Below are 566 nucleotides of genomic sequence, written 5' to 3' on the forward strand. Positions count from 1 at the left end.
TGTTTCCTGGCAATAGGCCTGGAGCAGTTCCTGCGCTACCTTGTCCACGTCTTCCGTCTTGACCAAGGCGACGATGCAACCGCCGAAGCCGCCGCCCGTCATGCGGGCGCCGTAAACGGAAGAAGCGGAAGGAATGCGGTCACAAAGGGAAACCAGAGTATCCACCTCCGCACAGGAAACTTCATAATCATCGCGCAGGGAGGCATGGCTGCCGCGCATGGCTACGCCGGCTTCATCCCAGTCGCCGCGGGCGAGGGCATCCGCAAAAACGGCCACCCGGGCGTTTTCACCGATGACGTGGCGGGCACGGCGGTAACGCACGTCGCCAAGCTGTTCCTTGAAGGATTCCAGCAATTCCAGGGAAGCTTCGCGCAGGGAAGGCACCCCCATGATGGCGGAGGCTTCCTCGCACTGCTTGCGGCGCTGGCCGTAGGCTCCGTCCGCCAGGGAATGCTTCACGGCACTGTCCAGAACCAGCACGGAAACGGAATCGTTATTCATCGGCACCAGCTCATATTCCAGAGTGGCGCAATCCAGCTTGAGGGCCATGCCCTTCTTGCCGTTGG

1 protein-coding gene is annotated in these 566 nt (G+C 61.5%); it reads right to left on the reverse strand.

Annotated features, from left to right (window positions below; genetic code table 11):
* On the reverse strand, positions 1–566 hold a 566-nt coding region (locus ACFFUV_RS24170), incomplete at both ends, for a galactokinase (RefSeq protein ID WP_512701412.1).

It is taken from the genome of Vibrio olivae (assembly GCF_042428525.1).
GTDB classification, from domain to species: Bacteria; Pseudomonadota; Gammaproteobacteria; order Enterobacterales; family Vibrionaceae; genus Vibrio; species Vibrio olivae.